22 protein-coding genes and 1 pseudogene are annotated in these 22772 nt (G+C 60.7%); 7 read left to right on the plus strand and 16 right to left on the minus strand.

Annotation, left to right across the window (positions count from 1 at the left end):
- Positions 1-26: 26 nt before the first annotated feature.
- The 4 genes from J2Y86_RS01860 to J2Y86_RS01875 form a co-directional block, all read right to left on the minus strand.
- Complete coding sequence (locus J2Y86_RS01860; protein WP_253427686.1) at positions 27-815, minus strand: MipA/OmpV family protein; 789 nt, start codon at positions 813-815, stop codon at positions 27-29.
- Positions 816-1165: 350 nt separating this feature from the next.
- On the minus strand, positions 1166-3415 hold the full coding sequence (locus J2Y86_RS01865) for a TonB-dependent siderophore receptor (RefSeq protein ID WP_253427688.1): 2250 nt from the start codon (positions 3413-3415) through the stop codon (positions 1166-1168).
- 130 nt (positions 3416-3545) lie between these two features.
- The gene (locus J2Y86_RS01870) at positions 3546-4034 is read right to left on the minus strand and encodes a GFA family protein (RefSeq protein ID WP_253427689.1); all 489 of its coding nucleotides are present in this window, start codon (positions 4032-4034) and stop codon (positions 3546-3548) included.
- A gap of 57 nt (positions 4035-4091) precedes the next feature.
- Positions 4092-4523 (minus strand): PaaI family thioesterase, encoded by a 432-nt coding sequence (locus J2Y86_RS01875; RefSeq protein ID WP_253427690.1) that lies wholly within the window; start codon positions 4521-4523, stop codon positions 4092-4094.
- 214 nt (positions 4524-4737) lie between these two features.
- Between J2Y86_RS01875 and J2Y86_RS01880 the strand changes: the two genes are divergently transcribed.
- The 5 genes from J2Y86_RS01880 (at position 4738) to J2Y86_RS01900 (ending at position 9192) form a co-directional block, all read left to right on the plus strand.
- Positions 4738-5040, plus strand: coding sequence for a transposase (locus tag J2Y86_RS01880; protein WP_253427691.1), 303 nt, complete (start codon positions 4738-4740; stop codon positions 5038-5040).
- Entirely contained in the window at positions 5037-5873 is an 837-nt protein-coding gene (locus J2Y86_RS01885) for an IS3 family transposase (protein ID WP_253427692.1), read from the plus strand. The genes J2Y86_RS01880 and J2Y86_RS01885 overlap by 4 nt, the downstream gene beginning before the upstream one ends.
- A gap of 124 nt (positions 5874-5997) precedes the next feature.
- Positions 5998-6882, plus strand: coding sequence for a LysR substrate-binding domain-containing protein (locus J2Y86_RS01890; RefSeq protein ID WP_253427693.1), 885 nt, complete (start codon positions 5998-6000; stop codon positions 6880-6882).
- A 100-nt stretch (positions 6883-6982) separates the two neighbouring features.
- A complete protein-coding gene (gene aguA / locus J2Y86_RS01895; protein ID WP_253427694.1) occupies positions 6983-8092 on the plus strand; it encodes an agmatine deiminase in 1110 nt (369 codons plus the stop codon).
- 2 nt (positions 8093-8094) lie between these two features.
- A complete protein-coding gene (locus tag J2Y86_RS01900; protein WP_253427695.1) occupies positions 8095-9192 on the plus strand; it encodes an extracellular solute-binding protein in 1098 nt (365 codons plus the stop codon).
- A gap of 89 nt (positions 9193-9281) precedes the next feature.
- On the opposite strand, the gene J2Y86_RS01905 is transcribed toward J2Y86_RS01900, so the two are convergent.
- From J2Y86_RS01905 to J2Y86_RS01955, 11 genes and pseudogenes are all read right to left on the minus strand, one after another.
- Positions 9282-9770, minus strand: a complete 489-nt coding sequence (locus tag J2Y86_RS01905) for a copper chaperone PCu(A)C (protein WP_253427696.1) — start codon at positions 9768-9770, stop codon at positions 9282-9284.
- On the minus strand, positions 9770-10375 hold the full coding sequence (locus J2Y86_RS01910) for an SCO family protein (RefSeq protein WP_253427697.1): 606 nt from the start codon (positions 10373-10375) through the stop codon (positions 9770-9772). The genes J2Y86_RS01905 and J2Y86_RS01910 overlap by 1 nt, the downstream gene beginning before the upstream one ends.
- Positions 10376-10542: 167 nt before the next feature.
- A complete protein-coding gene (locus tag J2Y86_RS01915; RefSeq protein WP_253427699.1) occupies positions 10543-12132 on the minus strand; it encodes a lactate dehydrogenase in 1590 nt (529 codons plus the stop codon).
- Between the two features lie 211 nt (positions 12133-12343).
- Complete coding sequence (locus J2Y86_RS01920) at positions 12344-12961, minus strand: DNA-3-methyladenine glycosylase family protein (protein ID WP_253427701.1); 618 nt, start codon at positions 12959-12961, stop codon at positions 12344-12346.
- Positions 12958-13770: an isocitrate lyase/PEP mutase family protein gene (locus tag J2Y86_RS01925; protein WP_253427702.1), complete on the minus strand. Its 813-nt coding sequence runs from the start codon at positions 13768-13770 to the stop codon at positions 12958-12960. The genes J2Y86_RS01920 and J2Y86_RS01925 overlap by 4 nt, the downstream gene beginning before the upstream one ends.
- A gap of 32 nt (positions 13771-13802) precedes the next feature.
- Entirely contained in the window at positions 13803-14885 is a 1083-nt protein-coding gene (locus tag J2Y86_RS01930; RefSeq protein WP_253427704.1) for a bifunctional transcriptional activator/DNA repair enzyme AdaA, read from the minus strand.
- Positions 14886-14974: 89 nt separating this feature from the next.
- Entirely contained in the window at positions 14975-16015 is a 1041-nt protein-coding gene (locus J2Y86_RS01935) for a DMT family transporter (RefSeq protein WP_253427706.1), read from the minus strand.
- A gap of 72 nt (positions 16016-16087) precedes the next feature.
- Entirely contained in the window at positions 16088-16708 is a 621-nt protein-coding gene (locus J2Y86_RS01940) for a LysE family translocator (protein ID WP_253427708.1), read from the minus strand.
- A 103-nt stretch (positions 16709-16811) separates the two neighbouring features.
- Positions 16812-17170 (minus strand): annotated as a pseudogene (locus J2Y86_RS01945) (DUF6124 family protein).
- A 500-nt stretch (positions 17171-17670) separates the two neighbouring features.
- The gene (locus J2Y86_RS01950; protein WP_253427710.1) at positions 17671-18030 is read right to left on the minus strand and encodes a DUF6124 family protein; all 360 of its coding nucleotides are present in this window, start codon (positions 18028-18030) and stop codon (positions 17671-17673) included.
- Positions 18031-18409: 379 nt separating this feature from the next.
- Positions 18410-19306: a DMT family transporter gene (locus J2Y86_RS01955; protein ID WP_253427712.1), complete on the minus strand. Its 897-nt coding sequence runs from the start codon at positions 19304-19306 to the stop codon at positions 18410-18412.
- Positions 19307-19408: 102 nt separating this feature from the next.
- Between J2Y86_RS01955 and J2Y86_RS01960 the strand changes: the two genes are divergently transcribed.
- Together J2Y86_RS01960 and J2Y86_RS01965 are read left to right on the plus strand one after the other, a co-directional pair.
- Entirely contained in the window at positions 19409-20740 is a 1332-nt protein-coding gene (locus J2Y86_RS01960) for a PLP-dependent aminotransferase family protein (RefSeq protein WP_253427714.1), read from the plus strand.
- 223 nt (positions 20741-20963) lie between these two features.
- Positions 20964-21551 (plus strand): LysE family translocator, encoded by a 588-nt coding sequence (locus J2Y86_RS01965; RefSeq protein WP_253427716.1) that lies wholly within the window; start codon positions 20964-20966, stop codon positions 21549-21551.
- A gap of 225 nt (positions 21552-21776) precedes the next feature.
- Here the strand turns inward: J2Y86_RS01965 and J2Y86_RS01970 are convergent, their stop codons facing one another.
- Positions 21777-22610 carry an AraC family transcriptional regulator gene (locus tag J2Y86_RS01970; RefSeq protein ID WP_253427718.1) on the minus strand — a complete coding sequence of 278 codons (834 nt, stop codon included), beginning with the start codon at positions 22608-22610 and terminating at the stop codon, positions 21777-21779.
- Between the last annotated feature and the right edge of the window lie 162 nt (positions 22611-22772).

Below are 22772 nucleotides of genomic sequence, written 5' to 3' on the forward strand. Positions count from 1 at the left end.
GAAGAGGCCATCCGCATCGCCTCAAATCAAAAGTTGTAAACCACCTGCCCAGCCAACGAAGCCTGCATCCGCCGCTCGACAATCGGACTGTCCGCTGCCTCTTTGGCCAGATACTGCACCGCCAACACCGTCGACACGCTCCATTGATCGTCGATCGGCAACGACCAGGTCAAATCCGCCCCGCGACTCACCAGCCCGCCATGGGTGTCATACGCCCGGAACTGACTGCGCGACGCCTGGCCCGTGCTGACGCCATACCAGGTGCGCATGTAATCGCCGTCGCCAAACTGGCTGTTGAGGCTGCCCACGACCTTGCCATGGTCACCCTCGTAGAACGGCGCGCTGATGCTCAGTTTCAAGCGATTCCAGGCTGAACCCGTATCGTCATCGTCATCATCCTTTTCCAGCGCATGTTCAAAACTGGCGCCGAGAATGATCGGACCCATGTGATACGTGCCGTCGAGTCCCAGCACCGGCCGGGATTTGATCGAGCCCATGCCGTCCAGCTCATCCGAACCCTTGAACCCGGTCTTGCGATCCTTGCGCACATCACTGGCGCCGACGTACACGCTGAGGCCGAAGTCATCCTCGTCAAACGCCCAGCCCAGGCCCTTTTCAGTGTCCAGAAAGACCCCGTAAGGGCTGACGACTTTCCCGCCCAGCAACGGCGCCACCACGCGCTCATCGCTGCCGCTGTAGCGCGGCGCACTGGCCGCACCGGCGCGCAGGCTGTAGCGCCAGTCTTCGGCATGCAAGGAGGTGGAGGGGAGGAGCAGGCAGAATGAAGTCAGCGACACAGACAGCGAACGAAACATGAGAGCACCCGAGGGTAGTTTGGATGCGCCTATGCTAGGTGGGTGCCGGCCGGCAATCTTTGACAGCTTTGTCGGGAAACTGTCAAAGACTGTGAATGGGGCTGACCGAGCAATGATTACCTGTGGTCATTGACTGTGGCCAGGGAATTATTGTGCTGAGGGGATTCATTGTGGTGAGGGGATTTATCCCCGTTGGGTCGCGCAGCGACCCTAAAAAAGGGACTGCTGCGCAGTCCAACGGGGCGGTGCGACGTTTCGCTAAATCCCCTCGCCACAGAAAATTACCCTGGCCACAGTAATTCCCCTTGCCACAGCAAGCCCCCTCGCCACAGGCTCAGTATCACTTCAGCTTAAAAATCCCACTTGGTGGTCAGCATCAGGTTGCGCGGCTCGCCGTAGAACGTCGTGCCGAAGTTGCCCAACCCCGTCAGGTACTTCTTGTCGAAGACGTTGTTGGCATTGGCGGTGAAACTCAGGTGCTCGTTGTACTGATAGCGGGTCATCAGGTCGACGAGGGTGTAGCCGCCTTGTTTGAGTGACGTGCTGCCCTCGGTCGGGCTGAAGCTCTGACCGTAGAACGCGCTCTGCCAGCTGACGCCGCCACCGACGGTGACCTTGTCCAGTGCGCCTGGCAAGCGGTAGGTGGTGAACGTACGCACGACGTGTTCCGGTTTGGTGGTGGCCAGCGGGAAACCGTAGATCCGTTGCTCGTCCTTGTCACGGGTACGGGCATAGGTATAGCCGGCCGACAGGTTCCAGCCATCGGACAGCTCGCCCGCCAGTTCCAGCTCCACGCCTTTGGTGGTGGCGCCGGGGATGGCTTCATACACGTCCTGCCCGGTGCCGTCGGTGGTGACGTATTGGGCGACGTTCTCCTGCTCGATGCGGAAGAAGGCCAGGCTGGCGTTCAGTTTGCCTTCGAGGTACGCCGCTTTCAGACCGGTCTCGTAGCTGTTGCCTTCAACCGGTTTCAGGGTCGAACCGGCGGCATCTTTGTAGGTCTGTGGCTGGTAAATGTTGGTGTAGCTGGCGTAGACCGAATACGTGTCGTCCAGGTCATAGATCACACCGGCGTAAGGGGTGACGACGCCGTGTTCCTTGTAGCTGGTCTGGGTGTCGGTCTGGCCGGCGCCCGGGTAGTAGCTGTAATCCTCGTTGTACTTGAAGGTGCTCACGCGGCTGCCGAGGATGATCGACAGGTCGTCGGTCGGGCGCAGGCGCGTGGCCAGGTAAGCACCGTTCTGACTGGTGGTGCGCTCGTACTTGCCGTTTTTCGGGAAGTCCTGTTCCGGCAGATTGCCTTTCCAGTCGTAGATGCTGCCCGGCACACCGCCAGCGCCGGGGATAACGCTGTCGAATGTCGCGCCGGTCTGGCGGGCATGGGACGTCATGAAACCGGCCACCAGTTCGTGCTCGCGACCGCCCAGGGTAAACGGCCCGGAGACGTTCACGTCCGCCGTGTTTTGCACGCGATGACCTTCCCAGCGACCCCAGTAAAGGAACATGCCTTCACCCGTGGCGCGGTCTGGCGCGCCACCGCTGGCCGAAGCCAGGCGGGTATCGTGATCGGTGGTTTTCTGGTTGAGATTGACCTTGAGTTTCCAGTCGTTGGCCAGCGCCTGCTCCAGCGATGTGAAGTAGGTGACCGTGTCGAAATCGCGACGGCTCCAGTCCGCGCCCGGGTTGAAGCTGCGCGAGAAGTCGGTGCGGCCGCCGTCGGCGAAGTACACCGTGTTGCCGGTCCAGGAGGTGCCGCGCGGGGTGGCGCTGGACTTGTCGATGCCGAAGGTCAGCAAAGTGTCGTCCGTCAGGTCTGCTTCGAGGATGCCGTAAAACAGGTCTTTCTTCTGGCTGTAGTGATCGATGTAGGAATTCTTGTCCTGATACGAACCGACGAAGCGGCCGCGCACGCTGCCGGTATCGTTCAGCGGACCGGAAATATCGCCGGTGGTGCGATAGCTGTCCCACGAACCGACCGTGCCGCTGAGTGAGGCCTTGAATTCCTTGGTCGGCTTCTTGCGAATCATGTTGACGGTGGCGGACGGGTCGCCCGAACCCGTCATCAGGCCGGTCGAGCCCTTGACGATTTCGATGCGGTCGAGGCTGGCCGCGTCATCGCTGTTGTTCGGGTTTTCACCGTAGACACCGTCATACGGCTGGTTGACCCCGTCGTACTGGAAGTTGGTGATGGCGAAACCACGGGCGGAAAACTCGGTACGGTCACTGTCGTACTTTTGCGTCGAGACGCCAGGGGCATTGCGCAATGCGTCGCTGACACTCTGGACACCGCGATCGTCCATTTGCTGACGGGTCACCACGGTGACCGATTGCGGCGTTTCACGGGGCGACAACGCCAGGCCGGTCGCCGAAGACGTTGAGCCCGTGGTGTAGGAATGGGTGTCCTCGGTGGTCGCGCCCAGGCCGACGGCAGAAATGTTCGTTGCACCCAGTTGCAGCGCGCCGTCGTCTTTCGGCGCCGGCTTGCTTTCCACCGTTTCGGCGGCATGGGCGGTGTAGGAAAGGCTCAGCAGCGCGGCTGGCAGGGCCAATGCCAAGGGGCGCAGGGCAAAACGAAAACGTGCGGCAAGTGGGTGCGACATGGAGATCCCTTTGTATCGAATCGTTCGGTAAGTGAAAGGCTTCTGAGGGTTAACCGAACGAAAAACGCAAAAGGGAACTGTTCGCGAAAAAAAGAGTGAAAAAAATTCGAGGTCCGTGTTTTTTCTGGGTTCAGCGGACCAAATCCAGACGCTCATGCCACTGCGCGATGGATTCTTCGGGCCAGATCTCGCACTGGCGATCACCGGCATGGGGCGGAATCTCCACCCAAGGCGCTTTCGAATCGAGCATCACGTGCGTGTACTCGGGTGGCACCGGCAACGCCGTGTCGATGGCTGAAGCGAACGGGTGAATCAGCTCTGGCCATTCAGGACTGAATACCCACAACCCCGAACCGCATACCGAACAGAAGTGCCGCTCCGCCGTGCTGCGGTGCGCGCGTTTGTCGCCTTCGTCCTTGAGACGCGCATGGTAAATCGCGATGGATTTGCGACCGCGCACCTTGAGGCTGGCGGCATCGCCGGCGATATTGACCGAGTAACCGCCACCGCCCTGGGTCTTGCGGCAGATGGAGCAGTAGCAACGTTGATAAGGGTAGGGGTGCGCGCTGGTCAGGCTGAACGACACGGCGCCGCAGTGGCAGGAGCCTTCGAGTTGCATGGCAGAACCTCCAAATGATTGGCTGTTACTTCCATGACCACCCCGAAAACCGGTGGTTCACTGCTGGATCGGCACCAGGATCGCATCGCCGGTTGCCACCAGCTTCAACTGATCCCCGGTTTGTGCGAACAGTTCGGCACGGGCAAACACCTGCTTCTTGCCGGCCTTCACCACCTGGCCGCGCGCAATGAACACTTCACCGACGGCAGGCGCCAGGCAATTCACCGAAAAATGCGACGCCAGGACATTGCCAGCGACCGTTCCGGCCGCAAACCCACAGGCGGTATCGAGCAGCGCACCGATCAGGCCGGCATGCAGGAAGTCTGCGTATTGCGCCATGTCAGTCTCGCGAAAAGCCATGGTCAGTTCCACCTCGCCGGGCTCGGCGCGAGTGACGTCGAAACCGGCCCAGCGGTTGAAGGCGGACGTTGAATTGATCTTTTTGAGTGCATCAAGCATGGCGAATCCCTCCGGTTGAGGCATCAACATGCGCCGGGTTCCGGGGGATGTCATGGTGGATAAAGGAGGGTGATGGGCGGGTGGATTTATGGTGAATATAAAGGCGTCTTCGCGAGCAAGCCCGCTCCCACATTTGATCTGCGTCGTTTACAAATCCAATGTGGGAGCGGGCTTGAACTGGCCTAATGATTTTGGACATCTCAATCGGGCGCTATGATGGCGCCCAAATCTGAGGTGTTTGGATATGCGTAAATCCTATTCGAGTGAGTTCAAACTCAAGGCTGCCAGCCTGGTGCTGGATGAGGGGCAGTCGGTTCCCGAGGTCTGTGCCAATCTGGATATCGGTCCTACGGCCTTGCGCCGCTGGGTCGATCAAGTTCGCAAGGAGCGCTTGGGCTCGACTCCGGTGGGCGCCAAGGCGATTACCGCGGATCAGCGAGAGATCCAGAAACTCAAAGCCTTGCTCAGGCAAAAAGACCTGGATATCGAAATCCTAAAAAAGGCCAGTGCTCTCCTGCTTTTGGACGCCAAAGATCATTCTCGTTGATCGATGAGCTGGACGAGCAGTACGGCGTTAACAATTGCTGTCGGGTTTTTGGTGTCAACCGCAGCAGCTTTTACGCCTGGCGTCAGCGCCAAGGCAAAGTGAACCCTGAGCGGGAGAAGCTCAAGGCCGTGCTGGTTAAGCATCACAGGGCGTCGAGGGAGTCTGCGGGCGCACGCACCTTGGCCAAAGAGCTGCAAGCTGATGGACATCGTGTCGGGCGGTACATGGCCCGCAGCTTGATGCGCGAAGCTGGTATCGCCAGCCGTCAGCGCCGGCGCCATAAGTACAAATCGCCCGGCGTTGAGGCGTTGGTGGCGCCGCACGTCCTCAAGCGCAAGTTTGATGTCACGGCGGTCAATCAGGTGTGGTGCGGGGACGTGACGTATATCAAGGTCGGTAAGCGGTGGCTGTATTTCGCGGCGGTTCTGGATTTGTACGCCCGCCGGATCGTGGGCTGGTCGTTTTCGATGATCTCCGATGCCACCCTGACCTGCGAAGCCTTGCGGATGGCGGTTGAGTTGCGCAGTCGCCCAAAAGACGTACTGTTTCACTCAGACCAAGGTTGTCAGTACACCAGCCATAAGTTCAGGAATGAGCTGCTGGCACACGGGCTCCGGCAAAGCATGAGCCGTAAGGGCGAGTGCTGGGACAACGCTCCGATGGAGCGCTTCTTTGGCAGTTTGAAATCAGAGTGGGTGCCCGAAACAGGCTACGGATCGGAACATGAGGCCCGAGCGGATGTGCAGCGCTATGTCTCGCGCTACAACATCGCCAGGCCTCACAGTTACAACGACTACCGGCCGCCAGTCACGATGGAGAGACTGGCGGCGTAAACCTTAATTGGTGTCCAAGATTACTTGACCAGTTCAGCTTGCCCGCGAAGAACGATAACTCGGTCCCACTGGACGCCCACCGTTCACCCAGTCAGCATGAGCACCTCGAATCGGGAACCGACCCATGCGCCGACTACCTTCACTGGCCGCCCTCAAAACCTTCGAATGCGCCGCCCGCCACGCTCACTTCGGCCGGGCCGCCGCCGAGTTGTGCGTCACCGACAGCGCCGTCAGCCATCAGATCCGCCAGCTCGAAGAGCAACTGGGCGTGTCGCTGTTCATCCGCGAAGGCCGGCAGATCCGTCCGACCATGGCCGCCGGGCGCCTGATGCAAAGCCTGCAGCAAGCCTTCGAACTGATCGGCGAGGCCTGCGATGAACTGCGCGATCCGTCGTCGCTGGCGGTGTTGCGCCTGGCGGTGACGGCGGAGCTGGCGCAAAAGTGGTTGATGCGTCGCCTCACGGATTTCTACGCGCGCTACCCGCACATCACTTTGCACCTCTACGAACAACCGATCGACGCCACTGCGCCGGGCGAAGACATTGACCTCGCAATCACCTACGGCACCGGTCCGGTGGACAGCAGTGCGTATTTCGTCAAGCCGTTGCCGGCGCTGCAATTCTTTCCGGTGTGCAGTCCCGGCCTGTTCAACCAAGGCACGCTGAAGACCCCGAAGGACCTGGCGCGCCACTGCCTGCTCCACGACGATCAGGACGGCAAGACCTGGACCGCATGGCTCACCAGTCATGCCGGCGATCAACGCCCCGAGCGACAGTTGTATTTCGCCCATGCCGGGCTGGCGCTGGAAGCCGCGGCACAGGGGCAGGGCGTGGCGATGGGCGATAACCTGACGGCCCAGGAAGATTTGCTCAGCGGTCGTCTGGTCCGGCCGTTTACCTCAAGCATCACCGCGCTGGGCCAATACGCGCTGGTGTGCGAACGGGTGCGCCTGGAGCGTCCGGCCGTGGCGCAGATGCTCGAATGGTTCAACGATCAGCTGGCCGATTGATGAGTTGAATTCAAGTATTCCGAAATAATCATCGTTGGCGGGGAGGGCGCCGACGACCTTAGCCTGTGGTCATTCCAATCCCCGTTGACGAGGTTTGACCATGGCACGTTTGCTCGACTCCACCCCCAAACAAGACGGCTTCCGCCTGCCCGGCGAGTTCGAAACCAAGGCCGGTTGCTGGCTCGGCTGGCCGGAGCGCACCGATGTCTGGCGCAACGGCGCCAAGCCTGCGCAGAAAGTCTGGGTGCAGATCGTCACCGCCATCTCTCACAGTGAACCGGTCACCGTGTGTGCCTCCGCCGCACAGTTCGCCACGGCGCGCCGTCAGTTGCCGCCGCAAGTGCGCGTGGTGGAAATGACCTGCAACGACACCTGGTTCCGCGACAGCGGTCCGTGCTTTGTGGTGAATGACGCCAGCGGCGAAGTGCGGGGCGTCGACTTCGAATTCAACGCCTATGGCGGCCTCGACGGTGGTTTGTACTACCCGTGGGACAAGGACGACCAGATCGCCAGCAAAATCCTCGAAATCGAGCGCTTCGACCGCTACCGCGCACCGCTGATCGCCGAACTCGGCGGCATCCAGAGCGACGGCCAGGGCAGCATCCTCACCACCGAACAGTGCCTGCTCAACCGCAATCGCAACCAGCACCTGGGCAAGGAAGAAGTCACCCGGCGGCTGACGGACTACCTCGGCGCCGAGCAAGTCATCTGGCTGCCGCGCGGTTGCAAGTTCGACGAAACCGACGGTCACGTCGACGACCTCGCGTGCTTCGTGCGTCCTGGTGAAGTGGTGCTGCAATGGACCGACAATCGCGATGACCCGCAATGGGAAATCTATCAGGAAGCCTACGACATCCTGCGCAGTACCCGTGACAGCCGTGGTCGCGAGTTGACCGTACACAAACTGCCGCAACCTGACGTGCTGGAATGGACCGCGGAAGAAGCCGAAGGCCTGGATCAACAAGACAGCACCCACACCCGTCAGGCCGGGACCAAAATCTGCGCGTCGTACATCAACTACTACGCCGGCAACACCTCGATCGTGGTGCCGCTGTTTGGCGATCGCAATGATCAGGTGGCGTTGGCGACACTGGCCGAACTGTTCCCGCAGCACAAGATCGTCGGCATCGAAAACTCCCGGGAAATCCTGCTCGGCGGCGGTAACGTCGCGTGCATCACCATGCCGCAATACGCGGGCAAAGGAGCGTGATCATGGGCCTGCACAAACTGACTCAAGCGTTACTGCTGGTGCTTGCACCCTTGTGCGTGCAGGCCGCCGACAGCGCGAAACCGGTGGTGAACCTGTACATCTGGGGCGAGTACCTGGCCCCGGATACCCTGACCAATTTCGAGAAGAAAACCGGCATTCATGTGGTTGTCGATCATTTCGATTCCCTGGAAACCGTCGAAACCAAACTGCTCACCGGCCGCAGCGGCTATGACCTGGTGCTGACGGCGGGGCAGCATTTGTCCCGGGCGATCCAGAGCGGGGCGATTCAAACGTTGAACCCGCAACGGTTGCCGCATTTTGCCGGCGTCGGTGATGAATTCCGCCAGCACATGGCGGTGTTCGATCCGGGCAATCGTTACGCCGGGATTTACGCCTGGGGTACGACCGGCGTGGGCTATCAGCAAGAGGCGATCAGAAAGCGCTTGCCCGATGCGCCCACGGACAGCTGGGCGATGCTGTTCGATCCGGCAGTGGTGTCGAAATTCGCCGATTGCGGGGTGAGTTTGCTCAACGATCCGAACGAGGTGTTCGCCGCGGTGATGAAGTACATGGGGCTGGACATCAACCGCCAGAACCTCGATGACCTGAAGCTGGCCGAGCAGCAATTGGCGAAGATCCGGCCTTACATCCGCTATTTCGACAATGACCTGAACATCAGCGACCTGGCGAACGGCAACACCTGCGTGGCGATGTCGTGGAACGGCAACGTGGCCATCGCGGCGGGTCAGGCAGAGGCGGCGAAAAAACCGTTCACGTTGACTTACCGGATACCGAAGGAGGGCACGCTGATCTGGTTCGATGCCATGGTCATTCCCAAGGATGCGCCGCACCCCGAGGCCGGTCTGGCGTTGATGGATTACCTGATGACGCCGGAAGTGATTGCGCCGATCACCGACACCATCCATTACGCCAATGCGATCACGGCGGCGGATGACTTGATCGACCCGGCGATTCGCAATGATCCGGGCACGTATCCGTCGGCGGCTGTTCGGGCTTCGTTGTATAGCAAGAATGACAATGGCAAGGCGTTCAACCGGGCGTTGATTCGGGCGTTCAGTCGGTTGAAGTCGGGGTTGTGACAGGTTCTGGATGATGGGGTGAATGTGCCCGCGAAGAACGATAACGCAGTCCCACTGACCGCCACCGATGTCCAGGTGACTCCCAGCCATCAATGCATTTTGCTGTGATCCGGCGTATTCAGCGCGCGCGCTTCAGCCTCGACCTTGATCGACTCTTTCTCGCCATTGGCGTTTTCGACGGTCAAGGTCAGCGGCACTTTGTCGCCTTCTTTGACCTGGCCGACCAGGTCGATCAGCATCACGTGATAGCTATGAGGATCCAGAGTGACCGCTTTCCCTGCGGGCAAAGCGACGAAGTCCACGGGGTGCATGCTCATCACGTCGTTCTTCATCGTCGACTCGTGAATCTGCACAATTTTAGCGACCGGTGTTTGCACGCTCAGCAGTTTGCTGTCGCTGCTCGCGGTCACCGTCATGAACGCTCCGGTTGCCTGTTGCCCGGCAACGGTGGCGCGTACCCAGGCGTCGTCCACTTGGGTCTGGGCTGAAACCTGCAGCGCCGATCCCAGCAGACAAAGCCCCAGGACAGCCGTTTGAATGCGCACATTGATGGCAGTTTTAATGGCATTCGAATTCATCAGCAGACCTCCATAACGGTTTTCAAGTCTTCCGTACACTCTTGTGCAGAAAGGGACTGGGACAGTCCAACGCGCAACCTGCCCCTTGTGTCATACACATAGCTGGTCGCTGTATGGGAGAGCGTGTAGGTCGAGCCGCTCGGGATTTTTTCATAGAACACCCCGAACTCCTTGGCCGTTTCCGCCGTTTCCTCGAGTGTTCCGTGGAGCGCGACAAATGAAGGATCAAACGTCTTGACGTAGGCATCCAGCACCGCCGGCGTGTCCCGTTCCGGGTCCAGCGTGATGAAGACGACCTGGAGAATATCCCCGTCTTTTCCCATCAGTTTCTTGATTTGCGCTGCGCGAGCCAGGGTAGTGGGGCATACCGCCGGGCACTGGGTGAAGCCGAAGAAAATCATCGGCATCAAACCACGAAAGCTCGAGAGCGTTGTGAGATTGCCTTCCGAGTCTTTGAGCTTGAATGTCCGTCCGAGGATCTTGTCGCTCAGGTCCTTGCCGTATTTGTACGACAGGCTGACGCTATTGTCGCAGCCGGCGAGGAGGCCAAGGCTGAACAAGCCCATACCTGCAACCACCTGGCGGCGGGTGAACGAAACACTCATGTTCTACAGACCTTTTGATGAGCCCGAACGGATAAATCAACCTCGGACAGGGCGTCTATGATGCATGCCGGTTTTAGCGGAGGGGAGCGATTATACGCTTCAAAGGATTATTCATAACTTGCGACAAACTGACGCAGCGACCCACCGAACCGGCATCGGTTTTCAGGTCAGCCCTTAATTTCCATTGGACTGCTGACTAACATCACCTTGTCCTGGAGAGCGGCGAAGGCGTTTGACGTACCCCGTCCGAGTTTCGCCAGTTTGTCCTCTTGCAGTGCCTGTTGCAGCAGACCGAGGAGATTTTGCGTCTTCGAGGACGAGGCAGGCGTCACGGTATCTTCATCCAGACGGCCCATTACATATTTGGAAATACGCGTGGACTGGCTTGCCGAATGGCTGACGGACGCTTCGACCAACTTGCCTTTGACATAGCCGATGCTGCTCGTGCTGCTGGCCTGATCGTCGATCTGGTAGTACTGATAGCTCTGGGATTGTGGGTCATCCGTCAGATCCAGCTTTTGTCCGGCATACAGTGGCTTATGGTATTGGGCTGTCAGATGCGATTGCTGATTCTGGACGACCTTGCGATTGAACTGATCCTGACCTTTGGATTGCGTGGCCTGCGATAAGCCATATTTGAACGAGTCGAGTTCGCCTGGCCGTGCAGGATTGCCGTTCACAGTCTTCTCGCTGATCGTCGCGCTGAAATCGGCGAGGCCGGTGAGCACGCGGCGGTCGGTGTCTGTCAGCTTGATCGCCGTTAGCGCCTGCAGTCCGGTATCAGCGCGGCTTTGCGGGTAGTTGCTGTGCACAGTCTTGAATGCACTCTCGAACATCGACAGCAGATTCTGGTCGCCGTCGCCTCGTACGCGCGCCGCTTCTATTTGCCGCAGGTAGCTCGCGAGCGCCTTGGATTGCTGATTGCTGTCGCCGAGGATGGCGGCGTTTTTCAGGTCCACGGACATATCGAAATCGCCCGCCGCGCCGCTCATGCGTACCTGGCGCTGGCTTGCGTCGGCATGCAGCTCAAAGCTCTGCGTACTGTCATCGTCGAGCTTGAACCGTGTGGTCAGGTCGACCGAGGAAAACACGTCAGTGTCGAACTGAGCCAGCGCCTCCAGCTTGAGTTGCGGTGGAACGGCGGTGAGGCCCTGGATGGCCGATTCAAATCCTTTGGCCATTGCCCCAAGCGCAGCAAGTTCTTCCTGGCTGAGTTCGCCACCCTGGACCTGAGCCTGCACCGCCAGCGCGTTATCCTGACTGGAGAGGGTGATCTCAACGGTTTTTCCGCTAGCTGTTTTCAGGGTCAGGTTGATGCTGTTGTCGGCAACGCCACTGTGCATCCTGGCTTGGGCAGCCGCCAACTCTGCCGGCTCGAGCGCCCGCCCGGTCGATGAGCGAATGACCGACTGGGAGATGTTCTGGTTGGATTGCGCCAGCTGCAGAAGCAGCGTTTCACCCAACCCCCGGAACCGGCTGCTGGCTGAAGCGTTTCCGAAGTTGCCACCCATGCGAAACGACACTTTGTCAGGCTGCGTGTATTCCCAGGCAAGCGGAGCATCAGGCTCCGCAATGACACCCCCGGAGGTGTAAGTCTGCGCATCGATGGTGTTGTTATCTTGATGCAAGGTGACAATCGATGCGGGGGAGGACAGGGCGGCTGTTGATTCGGTGGCAGTGCCAACGGCGGGCTGGGTGGCAGCAATCCTGGCGACCGCCAGTGGCGGCAAGGAAGAGATTGAAGAGATGACGGTCATTGCTGCTCCATGCTGAGTACCAGTGGTTTCCTGTAGGGATTGTCGGCAGGGGGCTTCATAACTTGAGGTGCGAGTGGCTCTGGATGTGTGATGAATGGGCTGACGCCATCGCGGGCAAGCCCGCTCCCACAGGTTATGTGTCGAACACAAATATTGCGTACACCCAGGTCCCTGTGGGAGCGGGCTTGCCCGCGATGAACGATGACACGGTCTAACGGCTGGTCACCCGCCACAAATACCAGGCAGCCACCGTCCGATAAGGACTCCACCCCAACCCGATCTCAACCATCTGTTTACGCGTCGGCTGCACCTCCAGCCCCTTTAATCGCCGATACCCCTCACGCACCCCGAAGTCATCGGCCGGCAAAATATCCGGCCGCTCCAGGCTGTAGATCAGCAGCATCTCAACCGTCCAGCGCCCGACCCCGCGCAACGTGATCAATCGCTCGATCAACGCCTCATCGTCCATCGCCAACGCCGTCGCATAATCCGGCACCACGCCATCCAGCGCTGCCTGAGCGATGCCCTGAATCGTCGCAATCTTGCTCGCGGAAAAACCGCACCCGCGCAGTTGATCAAACCCGGTCGCCAGAATCTGTTCAGGACGCGGAAACGCCGTCGAGGGAAACAACGCCAGCAGCCGACCGACAATCGCATCCCCGGCTTTGGCGTGCAGTTGTTGATAGGCAATTGCCCGCACCAGCGATTCATACGGATCGCGCGCCGCATGCGGCTGGTGCAGGCAGGGGCCGATGGCGGCGATGTGGCGCGCCCAGTCGTCATCGATGGACGCGAGAAACGCCGTCGCCGGTAAGTAAGGATCGGTCAAGCGTTCACCGCAGGTTTGAGCAGTGCGTTCACTTCACCGTAAGTGAATGCCTTGAGGTGGCTGCTGTCGAGTTTGCCGGTTTCCAGAAAACTTTTCGCAAGGCCCGCCATCGCACCGTAAAGAAACTCGGCGATACCGGAACCGGCGCTCAACCGGCGAACGCCCAGCGCTTTCAACGCTTCAGGCGACGGCAACCCCGGCAGCCCCAGTACGTTTACCGGCAACGGGGTGCCATGGCACAGCGCAGCAATTTCGTACTCCGCCGAAACGCCGGCGGCGAACAGCCCGTCAGCACCCGCCGACTGATACAGCGCCGCGCGTTTGAGCGTTTCTGCGACGCGGTCTTCGGCCGGCACCAGGCCCTTGAGGTACACATCGGTGCGGGCGTTGATGAACAGCTTCACCTCGCGGCGCTCGGCCACCTGACGGGCGATTTCGATCTTGCGGGCCAGCAGCTCGGGTGGTGACGCACCGTCCTCGATGTTGATCCCGACCGCACCGGCGGCGATCACCGCATCAATCACTTCGGCAACCCGCGTCAGGTCATCGGAATAACCGGCCTCGATGTCCACGGTCAGCGGCAGCGAAATCACCCGGGCGATGGACTCGACGGTCGAGACCAGGCGTTCGAGGGGCAGGGCATTGCCGTCCGCGTAACCGTGAGCCCAGGCGACTGCCGCACTGCTGGTGGCCACGGCTTTGCAGCCCAGTTGCTCGACGATGCGCGCCCCGGCGGCATCGGCGACGTTGGTCAGAATCAGCAGGCCGTCCTGATGCAGCCTGTGGAATTGCTGGTCGAGCGTGTCCATCGAATGTCCTTCCTTATGAAAACAGCCAAGCGTCAGAATGCGAGTTGCCGTGTGACCTGCAGCGCCGCGTTTTCCAGCCTGAGCAGAAACGCCTTGCGCGGTTGCCCTCCACCATAGCCCGTCAATGAGCCGTCCGCACCGATCACCCGGTGGCAAGGCAAGACAATCGAAATCCGGTTGTGCCCGTTGGCCAGGCCCACGGCGCGGCTGGCGCCGGGCTTGCCCAACAGCGCGGCGATGGTGCCGTAGGTGCTGGTCTGGCCGTAGGGGATTTTCGCCAGCTCGGCCCAGACCTGCCGGGAGAACTCGGTGCCGGGCAAGTGCAGCGGCACCGTGAATTCAGTCAGTTTGCCGGCGAAGTACTGGGCCAGCTCTGTTTCGATCTGCTGCAAGTGAGCGTTGTGTCCGGGCGCCACGGCATAACCATGACGGTTCTGCAGGGCTTCGACTTCCCGGGTCAGCGCCGGCCGGTCGAGAAACTCCAGCAGCACCAGCCCGCGCCGTTCGGCCATGGCGATCATCGGCCCCAGCGGCGTGGTCAGGCGCGTGAACAGCAAGGGCTCGCTGTTGGCCGCACGGCCAGGTGTGATGTGAAAGGATTTTTGAAAGGCATCGCGAAACCCGCTCAGGGATTCGTAACCGGAATCGAACGCCGCGCTGTCGATGGAATCGCCCTGCTTGATCCCGCCCAGCGCCATGCCGAGGCGCCGGGTGCGCAGCCAGGCGTGGAAGGTCATGCCGAAATGCTGCTTGAACCAGCGCCGCAGCTTCAGCGGCTCGATGCCCTCGGCCAGCAACTGGGCATCGCTCCAGCGCAGCTCGGGATCGGCGTCTACCGCCTGGAGCAGCTTCTGCACCCAGTCCGGCGCGATGGCGGCCGCGTCCAGCGGTTTGCATCGCAGGCAGGCGCGGTAGCCGGCGGACAGGCAGTCATCGGCATGGGCGAAGAACTCGACGTTCTCCGGTTTCGGTTTACGCGCCGTGCAGCTGGGTCGGCAGAAGATGCCGGTGGTCTTGACCGCAGTAAAAAACACCCCCTCGTAGGTGGTGTCTCGTTCGAGCATGGCGCGAACCATCTCGGCGTGGGGCGGAAGCATCGCGTTTTGTAGGTTCATGGGTTGAGCATAGTGCGCGCGGCCCGGCGCCTCCACCGGAAAATCGACAGGGAATTCCAGGCAATCGTCATCAGTTTCAATGCGTGGCGCTAATGCTTATGCCGGTGATGAATGTCCGGGAAGTGTGGGTGTGCGTGACGCAGTGGCGCGTGCTCATGCTCGTGACTGTGAGGCTCGGTACCGTCCCACTGGAACGAATGCTCATGCTGATGATGCTCGTCGTGAACGTGCCGATGACGATGGGCCAGTGCCACATGTTGATGCTTATGGGCGTGGCGTTCAGTCAGATGGATCCAGACGCCCAGGCCCATCAGCAGCGAAGCAGCCCAGAACATAATCGTCACCGGTTCGCCCAGCAGCAGGATGGCAATCGCCGCGCCAAGGAATGGCGCAGTGGAGAAATAGGCACCGGTGCGCGCGGTGCCCAATCCGCGCAACGCCAGAACAAACAGCACCAGACTGACGCCATACCCGAGGAAACCCACGAGCAGAGTAGGAACCAGCACCGTTGCGTGCGGCAGCTTTGCGCCCAGCGCCAGTGCCAGAAAACAGTTCACCACACCGGCGACCAAACCTTTGATGCCGGCGATGAACAGCGCGTCCGAGGCGGAGACTTTGCGCGTCAGATTGTTATCGATCGCCCAGCAGGCACAGGCCAAAGCGACCAGTAAAGGGCCCATCCAACCTCGTGATTGTGCCGCATCCTGCGGCCAGGCCAGCAGCAGGCCACCAAGGACGATGGCGAGCATGCCGGCGACGATGCGGCGATCGGCGTTCTCTTTGAACACTACCCAGGCCAATACGGCGGTCAGTACCGATTCAAGGTTGAGCAACAGCGAGGCCGTGGCGGCGGAAGTCAGGGTCAGGCCGAACATCAGCGCTACGGGTCCGAGGATGCCACCAAACGCAATGGCGCCGATCAGCCATGGCCATTCCGACAACGTAAGGCCGCTGGGCTGCCAGCGGCGGTCCCGGATCAATCTCGCCAGCGTCAGGCCAAGGCCGCTGCCCAGGTACAGCAACCCTGCCAGCAGGATCGGCGAAACGTTCAGGCCCAACGCCTTGGCCAATGGTGTACTGGCACCAAACAGCGCAGCAGCGCCGAGGGCGTAGATCACGTTAGGGTTCATTCGAAGGGCTCGGGTCATGGTTACAGGATGCCACCCAGTCTGCACTGCTCTGGCAGCCAGTCAAACCCTGTGTCAGGCCCGGCGCGCCATCAACAGCACCGAAGCCGCCGCCGACAACAACCCCGCGCAGCACCGGTTGAAAATCCGCTTGCCCCGGGGCTTGGCGAACCAGCGACGCATGTGCAGGCCCATGTAGGCGTAGGCACCGATGGCGATCCATTCCAGCATCAGGAACAACGCGCCGAGCACCGCGAATTGCGGCGTCACGGCCTGGCTCGGGTCGACGAACTGGGGTAGGAACGCGGTGAAGATCAGGATCGCTTTCGGATTGCCGGCGGCCACCAGAAACTCCTGTCGCGCCAGGGTCAGCATCCCCGCCGACGCGCCGGTCACGGCGCTCTCTGTCCCCGGATCGGCGCGCCACAATTGCCACGCGAGGTAGAACAGGTACGCCGCGCCGACAATCTTGATCCCGTAGAACAACAGCTCCGAGGTTTGCAGCACCACCGCCAGCCCGGCCGACGCGAGGGCGATCATCCCGGCGAACGCCAGCAGCCGACCGATACCCGCCACACACGCGGTGCGATAGCCGTAGCGCGTCGAGTTGCTGACCGACAGCAGGTTGTTCGGGCCGGGGGCCATGTTCAGGGCGAAGCAGGCCGGGAGAAAGAGGGAGAGGGTGGCGAGGTCCATGATCGGCTCCAGTAACGAGAGCGATATTTTTACCACAGGTGCCGTGCGGCTTGACCCGTACAGTCGTGAACCGCAGGCACCGTACAATCATGGGTGGCAGTGATTATTCGATGGGATCGAGTCGATCCAGCGCCCGGTTCACCGCCAGCTCGCCGAGCATGATGACTTGGGCAATGCCCAACAGGGTGTTGCGACTCGGCCCGTCCACGTGGTCCGCCAGGCCATGGTCATGACATTGGCCGAGGCCAGCGATTCGCATGCATGGGCCAGCAGGGTTTCGGTGTCGAGCTCTGGGTTGACGGTGAACATCGTTGTGATGGTGCGCGGGGTGCCTTTGAGGTCGGAAGCCGGCGGGAAGTGAAAGTCGAGGGCTCGTTCGGCAGCCTCGTTGAGTTTTTTTGAATCGGGTTCGTACGGGGAGGCCGGATCGGTGTCTGGCGGGTTGGGCGTTACTTTGAACATGGGTAGAACTCCTTGTACTGCAAAAGGAGCCATCACTCTCGCTACCAAACGAAGGGTGGTGGCCATACGCAGGTTGGTAGACCGGGTACAAGGAAACCGGCGCGCCCGAAGGCGCCCTGTGCATGACCACCATAAAGCCGAGACAAAAAAGCGCCTCAAATGGCGATGCCATACACCTTGTAGAACCCGGGCTACCAAACCCGATCGCTGTTCTTTTCAGCGACCGGAAAACGATAGAGCCCAGGCCCAAGGCGCACAAGCCGGCGGATTCTGGCGCACCCGTAGGCAACGGCGCAAGGTTATGTAGCTTTCAGGAAGTAAATCTGACTGCGCTTAAACAAGCGGGTTAAACAAAAATATTCCGCCACCCCATTGATCGTTCCCACGCTCTGCGTGGGAATGCAGCCCGGGACGCTCGGCGTCCCAAAAGCCGAACGCGGAACGCGGAACGTCCTTTGAGGCATTCCCACGCGGAGCGTGGGAATGATCCGGTATGGCGGCTATTCGATCGGATCGAGTCGATCCAGCGCCCGGTTCACCGCCAGCTCGCCGAGCATGATGACTTGGGCAATGCCCAACAGGGTGTTGCGACTCGGCCCGTCCACGTGGTCCGCCAGGTCCATGGTCATGACATTGGCCGAGGCCAGCGATTCGCATGCATGGGCCAGCAGGGTTTCGGTGTCGAGCTCTGGGTTGACGGTGAACATCGTTGTGATCGTGCGCGGGGTGCCTTTGAGGTCGGAAGCCGGCGGGAAGTGAAAGTCGAGAGCTCGTTCGGCAGCCTCGTTGAGTTTTTTTGAATCGGGTTCGTACGGGGAGGCCGGATCGGTGTCTGGCGGATTGGGCGTTACTTTGAACATAGGTACAACTCCTTACGTCATTAAAGGAGCCATCACTCTCGCTACCAAACGAAGGGTGGCGGCCATGCACAGGTTGGTAGACCGGGACGTAAGAAGACCGGCGCGCCCGAAGACGCCCTGTGCATGACCACCATAATGCAGTTCGAACAAACGCTGCGAATCATGATGCTTAGCACCTTACGATCACCCGGGGCTACCAAACCCCATCGCTGTTTTTCAGCGACCGGAAGACGATAGAGCCCAGGTCCAAGGCGCACAAGCCGGCGGATTCTGGCGCACCCGTAGGCAACGGCGCAAGGTGATGTAGCTTTCAGGAAGTAAATCTGACCGCACTTAAACAAGCGGGTTAAACAGCCAGATTCGAACGTATACAGATCGATTACTTCGCAAACTTCTTCGCACCCGCCACACAAAGAATCACCGCCACAGTGACCCCCAGCATGCCAATGCTGACCTGCTCATGCAGCAACGTCGCCGCCAGCGCCAAGCCAAAAAACGGCTGCAGCAATTGCAGTTGCCCCACAGCCGCAATCCCGCCCTGCGCCAGCCCGCGATACCAGAACACAAACCCGATCAACATACTGAACAGCGACACATACCCCAGGCTGAACCACGCTGGCGCACTGATCCCCGAGAACGAAACGGGCGTGAGCCCCCAGGTCAACAACGCCATCACCGGCAGCGACAACACCAGTGCCCAGGAAATCACCTGCCAGCCGCCGAGTGTCCGGGACAGCTTCGCCCCTTCGGCATAACCGAGGCCGCAGGCCAGGATCGCTGCCAGCATCAATAGGTCACCTTCAGGTGAGGCAGTCAGGCCTTGGGAGACGGCAAATCCCACCACCAGCAGACTGCCCAGCACCGAGAAAAACCAGAATACCGGGCGAGGCCGTTCGCCGCCGCGCAGCACACCGAACACGGCGGTCGCGAGCGGCAGCAAACCCACGAAGACGATCGAGTGCGCCGAGGTCACGTATTGCAGGGCCAGCGCCGTCAGCAACGGAAACCCGACCACCACGCCCATCGCCACGATGACCAGCGGCAGCAACTGGCTGCGCGCCGGGCGTTTTTCCTTGAACAGCCACAGCAGGCACAGCGCAAGCACGCCGGCGATGGTGGCCCGGGCGACGGTCAGGAACACCGGTTCGAACTCCAGCACCGCGACCCGCGTGGCGGGCAGCGAGCCGCTGAAGATCACCACGCCGATCAGCCCGTTGAGCCAGCCGCTGGTGGTGTTTTCCCGAGTCTGGGTGTTCAGATTCGATACGCGTTCCATTGAGGTCACACTCGACAGAGGGTTAAAGCGGCGGGTTGCCTTGAACGCATCGTATGGCCGACTATTAAGACAATCAAAGAATTGTCATGGATACATCGCCCTATGCCTCGCTTGCGCTACAAGTCGCTGGTCGACACCTTTGCCGCCGACATCCGTTCCGGACAGTTGCCGCCCGGTACGCGCCTGCCAACCCATCGTCAGCTCGCCGCTGCGCACGGGTTGGCGCTGGTCACCGCCAGCCGCGTGTACGCGGAGCTTGAGGCGATGGGCCTGGTCAGTGGCGAAACGGGGCGGGGCACGTTCGTCAGGGAGACGTCGCTTCCGCCCGGTCAGGGCGTCAGCCAGCATGTGGTCGCCGTGGGCATGGCCGATCTCAACTTCAACTACCCGTCATTGCCCGGTCAGGCCGATCTGTTGCGCACCGCGTTGCGCCAGCTCGCGTTATCCGGTGACCTCGAGTCCCATCTGCGCTATCAGCCCCATGCCGGGCGCCTGCATGAGCGGGCATCGATCGCGAACCATCTGGCGTCACGCGGGTTGAGCGTCCAGGCCGAACAGGTGTTGATCGTCAGCGGTGCCCAGCATGGATTGGCGGTGACGATGATGGCGTTGCTCAAACCGGGAGACGTGATCGCGGCGGATGCGTTGACCTACACCGGTTTCAAGGTGCTGGCCGAATCGCTGCACCTGGAAATCGTGCCCATTCCCGCCACGGACACCGGGCCTGATCTGCAGGCGTTGGAAGCGCTTTGCCGGCGCAGGTCGGTGCGGGCCGTCTACACCATGCCGACGCTGCACAACCCGCTGGGCTGGGTGATGGATGCGCACTGGCGCAACCAGTTGGTGTCGATTGCGCGTCAGCATGACCTGTTGATCATCGAAGACGCCGCCTACGCCTTCCTGGTTGAAGACGCGCCGGCACCGCTGGCCGAATTGGCGCCGGAACGGACCGTCTACGTGTCCGGGTTCTCCAAGAATGTCGCCACCGGACTGCGTGTCGGCTTCATCGCTGCGCCGGTCGAGAAAGTGCCGGCGTTGGAGCGTGCAATCCGGGCCACCACCTGGAACACCCCCGGCGTGATGACCGCGATTGCCTGCGCCTGGATTGACGATGGAACCGTGAGCCAACTGGAAGCGCAAAAGCGCGCGGACGCCCAGGCCCGCCAAGCCATGGCCGCCGATCTGCTGAAAGGGCTGCGCTGCATCACTCATCCGGCTTCGTACTTTCTCTGGTTACCGTTGACGGAAGACGCCAGGGCGGACCAGATCGCGGTCGAGTTGATGCACGAGCAAGTCGCCGTCTCCACCGCCGAACCTTTTGCGACCTCTGTCCACGTACCGCATGCGATCCGGTTGGCGCTGGGGTCGGTGGACATGGATTCGCTGCGACAGGCGTTGATCAAAGTGAAGCGGGTGGTCGGCGCGTATTCCTGAGGTAACCACGACCTCCTGTGGGAGCGAGCTTGCTCGCGATGAACGTTAACGATAACGCGAACTTCCTGATTAATCGCGTCGTCCTCGGGTTCATCGCGGGCAAGCCCGCTCCCACAAGGGGAGGTGTTTAACCCTACCCGTCAGTGGGTAGTTTTCTTCAATACGGGCGCCGGGCCACTCTTTACCTTGAGTGCTGGTTCAACTGAAGTGAAGAAGGTACGCAATGAGTCTGATTATTTCGATGGCGGCGTTTGCGCTGGTGGCGTCGATCACGCCGGGGCCGGTGAATATTGTGGCGTTGAGTTCCGGCGCGCAGTTCGGTTTCCGCGCCAGTCAGCGGCACGTGGCCGGTGCGACGCTGGGTTTTGTGTTGTTGCTGGTGTTGATGGGGTTAGGGCTGCACGAGGTATTGCAGCTATGGCCAGCACTGACGCGGGTGGTGCAACTGGCCGGCGTGGCGTTTTTGTTGTTCATGGCCTGGAAACTGGCGGCGGACAACGGTGAGCTGGATTCGAAGGATTCAGCACGGGCACCGTCGATGCTGTACGGCGCGGTGATGCAATGGCTCAACCCGAAGGCTTGGTTGGCTTGTGTGGCGGGCATGGGGGCGTTTGTTGCCGATGGCGAGGCACGGCTGGTCTGGCAGTTTGCTGCGGTGTATCTGGTGATCTGCTACCTGTCCGTTGGTTGCTGGGCTTACGCCGGGACCTTTTTGCGCGGTTACTTGAACAACCCGGCGGGGATGCGGTTGTTCAACCGGAGCATGGCGGCGTTGCTGGCGATGAGTGCGGTGTATCTGCTACTGCCTTAGCGGGATGCTGACCGGCTTTTGTGGCGAGGGGATTTAGCGAAACGTCGCACCGCCCCGTTGGGCTGCGAAGCGGCCCCAGCATTCTCTCTGGGAAACCTCGCATTCAGGTTTTGCGACGGCTTCGCCGCCGAACGGGGATAAATCCCCTCGCCACAAATGTTCCCTCTTACCACAGAGGCGCGCTGGCCACAGTGGCTTGTTAGCCGCAGGAAATGTGTGTTGGCCTCAACCGCGATACTGTCCCGGCGTAGCCGCCAGATGCTGTTTGAACGCCCGCTGAAAATGCGCCTGATCGGCAAACCCTGCTTCCAACGCCACGTCGGCGATCAGCTGGCCGCTGCGCAGCCGATCCTGGGCGAACTGGATGCGCCGGTTGACCAGGAAGGCGTGGGGCGTCATGCCGTAATGCTGTTTGAAGGCGCGGATCAGGTACGACGGTGACAGTTGCGCGGCTTCGCAAATGTCTTCGAGCTTGAGCAGTTGCGTGCAGTGGTCACGGATGTAATCCGCCGCACGCTCCAGTTTGAAATTGGGCTCGCGCAGCGGTTGATCGCCGGGGTTGAGGCGTTGCTGCACGTCGGTGAAAAACTCGACCGCGGCGCTGTGCTTGCTCAGCACATCGTGCTCCGTGTCGACCAACACCTCATACAACGCCTTCAGGCCGGCAAACAGGCTGGCGTCATCGGTATGGGTAACGGAAAACCGCCGAAACGCCAGGTCGCTGCTGAACCCGAGCTGATGCTGCAAATCGGTGAGCCACGGCGTATCGACGTACAACATCAGGTACGACCACGGCTGGTCATCGATCGGGTTGCAGGCGTGGACATCGCCGGGATTCATCAGCACCACCGTGCCGGCGCTGACCTCACACTCCGATTGTTCATGGACATAGGTACTGCGACCGGCGGTAATCGCACCGATGGAAAAATGCTCGTGTGCGTGCCGGGTGTAACAGACCTCACGCCCGTCGGCGATGGAACGGGCTTCGATGAAGGGCAGGGCGTCGTCGCGCCAGAAGCGCGGGGCCTTGTCAGCGTCTTTGGCAACGGTAGGCTTCATCGTTGGTGTCCTCGGCAGGTCAGCGTCAGAGTGTATTAGCTCTTGCCGTCAAAGGCTCGTTGCAACGTCGCGATGTCGTTTTTTCCATCTTGACCGTAGACCTCCTGACCGGCCTTGCCATAGTGGGTGATGGCAGTGATTTTTGAATGGTCGAAGATGCCG

Source organism: Pseudomonas migulae (genome assembly GCF_024169315.1).
In the GTDB taxonomy this organism is placed as follows: domain Bacteria; phylum Pseudomonadota; class Gammaproteobacteria; order Pseudomonadales; family Pseudomonadaceae; genus Aquipseudomonas; species Aquipseudomonas migulae_B.

What these genes read in the sequence shown, in the direction of transcription:
- J2Y86_RS01875 (WP_253427690.1), bottom strand. Translation starts at nt 4,523, where the DNA reads ATGTTGATGCCTCAACCGGAGGGATTCGCCATGCTTGATGCACTCAAA.
- J2Y86_RS01950 (WP_253427710.1), bottom strand. Translation starts at nt 18,030, where the DNA reads ATGTTCAAAGTAACGCCCAATCCGCCAGACACCGATCCGGCCTCCCCG.
- J2Y86_RS01870 (WP_253427689.1), bottom strand. Translation starts at nt 4,034, where the DNA reads ATGCAACTCGAAGGCTCCTGCCACTGCGGCGCCGTGTCGTTCAGCCTG.
- J2Y86_RS01905 (WP_253427696.1), bottom strand. Translation starts at nt 9,770, where the DNA reads ATGAATTCGAATGCCATTAAAACTGCCATCAATGTGCGCATTCAAACG.
- J2Y86_RS01890 (WP_253427693.1), top strand. Translation starts at nt 5,998, where the DNA reads ATGCGCCGACTACCTTCACTGGCCGCCCTCAAAACCTTCGAATGCGCC.
- J2Y86_RS01925 (WP_253427702.1), bottom strand. Translation starts at nt 13,770, where the DNA reads ATGGACACGCTCGACCAGCAATTCCACAGGCTGCATCAGGACGGCCTG.
- J2Y86_RS01955 (WP_253427712.1), bottom strand. Translation starts at nt 19,306, where the DNA reads ATGGAACGCGTATCGAATCTGAACACCCAGACTCGGGAAAACACCACC.
- J2Y86_RS01865 (WP_253427688.1), bottom strand. Translation starts at nt 3,415, where the DNA reads ATGTCGCACCCACTTGCCGCACGTTTTCGTTTTGCCCTGCGCCCCTTG.
- J2Y86_RS01940 (WP_253427708.1), bottom strand. Translation starts at nt 16,708, where the DNA reads ATGGACCTCGCCACCCTCTCCCTCTTTCTCCCGGCCTGCTTCGCCCTG.
- J2Y86_RS01915 (WP_253427699.1), bottom strand. Translation starts at nt 12,132, where the DNA reads ATGACCGTCATCTCTTCAATCTCTTCCTTGCCGCCACTGGCGGTCGCC.
- J2Y86_RS01970 (WP_253427718.1), bottom strand. Translation starts at nt 22,610, where the DNA reads ATGAAGCCTACCGTTGCCAAAGACGCTGACAAGGCCCCGCGCTTCTGG.
- J2Y86_RS01900 (WP_253427695.1), top strand. Translation starts at nt 8,095, where the DNA reads ATGGGCCTGCACAAACTGACTCAAGCGTTACTGCTGGTGCTTGCACCC.
- J2Y86_RS01935 (WP_253427706.1), bottom strand. Translation starts at nt 16,015, where the DNA reads ATGAACCCTAACGTGATCTACGCCCTCGGCGCTGCTGCGCTGTTTGGT.
- J2Y86_RS01930 (WP_253427704.1), bottom strand. Translation starts at nt 14,885, where the DNA reads ATGAACCTACAAAACGCGATGCTTCCGCCCCACGCCGAGATGGTTCGC.
- J2Y86_RS01910 (WP_253427697.1), bottom strand. Translation starts at nt 10,375, where the DNA reads ATGAGTGTTTCGTTCACCCGCCGCCAGGTGGTTGCAGGTATGGGCTTG.
- J2Y86_RS01960 (WP_253427714.1), top strand. Translation starts at nt 19,409, where the DNA reads ATGCCTCGCTTGCGCTACAAGTCGCTGGTCGACACCTTTGCCGCCGAC.
- J2Y86_RS01880 (WP_253427691.1), top strand. Translation starts at nt 4,738, where the DNA reads ATGCGTAAATCCTATTCGAGTGAGTTCAAACTCAAGGCTGCCAGCCTG.
- aguA (WP_253427694.1), top strand. Translation starts at nt 6,983, where the DNA reads ATGGCACGTTTGCTCGACTCCACCCCCAAACAAGACGGCTTCCGCCTG.
- J2Y86_RS01965 (WP_253427716.1), top strand. Translation starts at nt 20,964, where the DNA reads ATGAGTCTGATTATTTCGATGGCGGCGTTTGCGCTGGTGGCGTCGATC.
- J2Y86_RS01860 (WP_253427686.1), bottom strand. Translation starts at nt 815, where the DNA reads ATGTTTCGTTCGCTGTCTGTGTCGCTGACTTCATTCTGCCTGCTCCTC.